Raw genomic sequence first — 3,650 nt, 5'->3', positions numbered from 1 at the left:
ACCGATGACCGTAGATTGAATTTTACGTGGTTTAAATCAAAGGGTGGTTATCTGTATAACCCAATTCATAACGAGTAAGCAAAATTAAGCCTAAAATAAAATCACCTTGTCGTACACGTAACCCCTTACCCCTGCTGGGCTAAGGGGTGTTTTTTTGATGATTTGTGGTACAGCGTGCAGTCCATTTGTGGTACAAGCAATCCCTTGTGCCGTATGGTCTGTAGCGTTTGCAACCAGTTGCGTAGTGTGTGTATCAATACTTTGCCATCGGCACGATAGAGTCTTTTCGTAGTTTTGCTTTTATCTCTTATCTGTCTTTTTAGATAAGAGCGAGTTTTCGACTTTACAAATGTTTATCCCTTCCGGTCAACCATTTATAAAATCAAAACATCGCCCTACGGGGTTAAAAACATTGCTACCCATCGCAACCCATAGCCACAAAAAAACTGGTTAGGGCATGGTGTCAAGGTGGAGATTTTGGCAGTCTTTTTTGCCAAAATACTACCTTGATACTATGACATAATCAGTTAAAAAGATTGGCTTGGGTGTGTGGGTAATCAGCCCTAATTCATTGAGATTTTGATAATTGCCGTATTGGATACGTCACTACCGAAAAGTAGTGACGTATCCAATACGGCTTTATTTTTGGCTTATTTGGGGTGAATTATGCTGAGTGATGGTTGCGTGATTTGCCAATTTTGATCCAAAAATAGGGGTGATTTTGGGCGTTTTTTCCTTTACTTGATACATTAGGGATAAGTAGCGGATTAAAAATAGGGGTAATAATTGCGCTTAGGCTATATAAAATAAGGGTTTAAAGAAAATAACATTTGGAAAAACAGATCAAAAACAAATTGACTGGTATAAAAAAACCTCGTATCGTTGGAATTGTCTAGAAACAAACGAATACAAGGTCTTTATTTATGTTCCCAAATCACGCATCCCCTGTCAAGAAAAAAAGCATACCTAGTGTGCCCTCGCCCGAATTAGTAGATTTTCTTTACGATAACGATTTGCCCGATGGTGTAGATGTCTCTCTAGCGTCCGTATCTGCCCGTGACAGCGTTTGGGACAAGCACAGGCTAGATACCCTTATCATTCAAGAAATGTACGCCATAGAGTGCGAATTTGAGCGTTACAGCGAACGTATGACGGATTGTAGTGGGTGGCTCAAGTTCGGATTTAATGAAGTTAATGGATTGGTGCTAAAGCAAGCCTGTTTTTGCCGTGTTCGTTACTGCGGCATGTGCCAATGGCGTAGGTCATTACTTTGGAAAGCCCTGATGTATAAGACATACGATGAAATCATGCAGACTCACCCGACACACCGCTTTGTGTTTTTGACGCTGACTGTGAGAAACCCAAAAATTGAGGACTTGCGCGAAACCTTGCAGCACATGAACAAATCATGGCAACGGTTGATTAAGCGTAAAGAGTTTATATCAGGCGTTGAAGGCTGGGTACGCACAACGGAAGTCACACGCCCCAAGCTCAAACGCAAGAACAAAAAAGACCCCATTCTCTATTGCCCCAAGACCAAGAACACCCACGCACACCCGCACTTTCACGTTATTTTGATGGTCAAGCCGTCCTACTTCTCTGGTAAGAACTATATCAAGCGTCAACGGTGGCAAGAGCTTTGGGCTGATTGTCTGCGTGTTGATTATGTGCCGCAAGTTGATATTAGAACCGTTAAACCGAAAAAGGGCGCTGATGATGACGGTATGCGTGGGGCAATTGCTGAAACCTTAAAATATGCGGTTAAGCCTGATGATATCATGCACGACAATCAAGACCCAAAAGCTAGAGAATGGTTTTATGAGCTGACACGCCAAACGCACCGATTGAGATTTGTTGCTACTGGCGGACTGCTTAAAAATGCCTTGAAACCTGATGACGCAATTACTAATGATGATTTGATTGATACGGGCAACGATGATGAAGTGATCGAAACCGATGACCGTAGATTGAATTTTACGTGGTTTAAATCAAAGGGTGGTTATCTGTATAACCCAATTCATAACGAGTAAGCAAAATTAAGCCTAAAATAAAATCACCTTGTCGTACACGTAACCCCTTACCCCTGCTGGGCTAAGGGGTGTTTTTTTGATGATTTGTGGTACAGCGTGCAGTCCATTTGTGGTACAAGCAATCCCTTGTGCCGTATGGTCTGTAGCGTTTGCAACCAGTTGCGTAGTGTGTGTATCAATACTTTGCCATCGGCACGATAGAGTCTTTTCGTAGTTTTGCTTTTATCTCTTATCTGTCTTTTTAGATAAGAGCGAGTTTTCGACTTTACAAATGTTTATCCCTTCCGGTCAACCATTTATAAAATCAAAACATCGCCCTACGGGGTTAAAAACATTGCTACCCATCGCAACCCATAGCCACAAAAAAACTGGTTAGGGCATGGTGTCAAGGTGGAGATTTTGGCAGTCTTTTTTGCCAAAATACTACCTTGATACTATGACATAATCAGTTAAAAAGATTGGCTTGGGTGTGTGGGTAATCAGCCCTAATTCATTGAGATTTTGATAATTGCCGTATTGGATACGTCACTACCGAAAAGTAGTGACGTATCCAATACGGCTTTATTTTTGGCTTATTTGGGGTGAATTATGCTGAGTGATGGTTGCGTGATTTGCCAATTTTGATCCAAAAATAGGGGTGATTTTGGGCGTTTTTTCCTTTACTTGATACATTAGGGATAAGTAGCGGATTAAAAATAGGGGTAATAATTGCGCTTAGGCTATATAAAATAAGGGTTTAAAGAAAATAACATTTGGAAAAACAGATCAAAAACAAATTGACTGGTATAAAAAAACCTCGTATCGTTGGAATTGTCTAGAAACAAACGAATACAAGGTCTTTATTTATGTTCCCAAATCACGCATCCCCTGTCAAGAAAAAAAGCATACCTAGTGTGCCCTCGCCCGAATTAGTAGATTTTCTTTACGATAACGATTTGCCCGATGGTGTAGATGTCTCTCTAGCGTCCGTATCTGCCCGTGACAGCGTTTGGGACAAGCACAGGCTAGATACCCTTATCATTCAAGAAATGTACGCCATAGAGTGCGAATTTGAGCGTTACAGCGAACGTATGACGGATTGTAGTGGGTGGCTCAAGTTCGGATTTAATGAAGTTAATGGATTGGTGCTAAAGCAAGCCTGTTTTTGCCGTGTTCGTTACTGCGGCATGTGCCAATGGCGTAGGTCATTACTTTGGAAAGCCCTGATGTATAAGACATACGATGAAATCATGCAGACTCACCCGACACACCGCTTTGTGTTTTTGACGCTGACTGTGAGAAACCCAAAAATTGAGGACTTGCGCGAAACCTTGCAGCACATGAACAAATCATGGCAACGGTTGATTAAGCGTAAAGAGTTTATATCAGGCGTTGAAGGCTGGGTACGCACAACGGAAGTCACACGCCCCAAGCTCAAACGCAAGAACAAAAAAGACCCCATTCTCTATTGCCCCAAGACCAAGAACACCCACGCACACCCGCACTTTCACGTTATTTTGATGGTCAAGCCGTCCTACTTCTCTGGTAAGAACTRTATCAAGCGTCAACGGTGACAAAAGCTTTGGGCTGATTGTCTGCGTGTAGATTATGTGCCGCAAGTTGATATTAGAACCGTTAAAC

At 42.0% G+C, this 3,650-nt stretch carries 2 protein-coding genes; both read left to right on the top strand.

Annotated features, from left to right (window positions below):
• Positions 1-923: 923 nt before the first annotated feature.
• Entirely contained in the window at positions 924-2,030 is a 1,107-nt protein-coding gene (locus tag CAP50_RS12475) for a protein rep (protein ID WP_241900773.1), read from the top strand.
• Between the two features lie 935 nt (positions 2,031-2,965).
• Complete coding sequence (locus CAP50_RS12470) at positions 2,966-3,583, top strand: protein rep (protein WP_172953136.1); 618 nt, start codon at positions 2,966-2,968, stop codon at positions 3,581-3,583.
• Positions 3,584-3,650: the final 67 nt, after the last annotated feature.

This window comes from Psychrobacter sp. L7 (genome assembly GCF_002810365.1).
GTDB classification, from domain to species: domain Bacteria; phylum Pseudomonadota; class Gammaproteobacteria; order Pseudomonadales; family Moraxellaceae; genus Psychrobacter; species Psychrobacter celer.
Note: the sequence above shows the minus strand (reverse complement) of the source record. Positions and strands in the feature narration are given on the sequence as shown.

Excerpts from the sequence above, each read along its gene's own strand:
- CAP50_RS12475 (WP_241900773.1), top strand. The coding sequence starts at position 924 with ATGTTCCCAAATCACGCATCCCCTGTCAAGAAAAAAAGCATACCTAGT.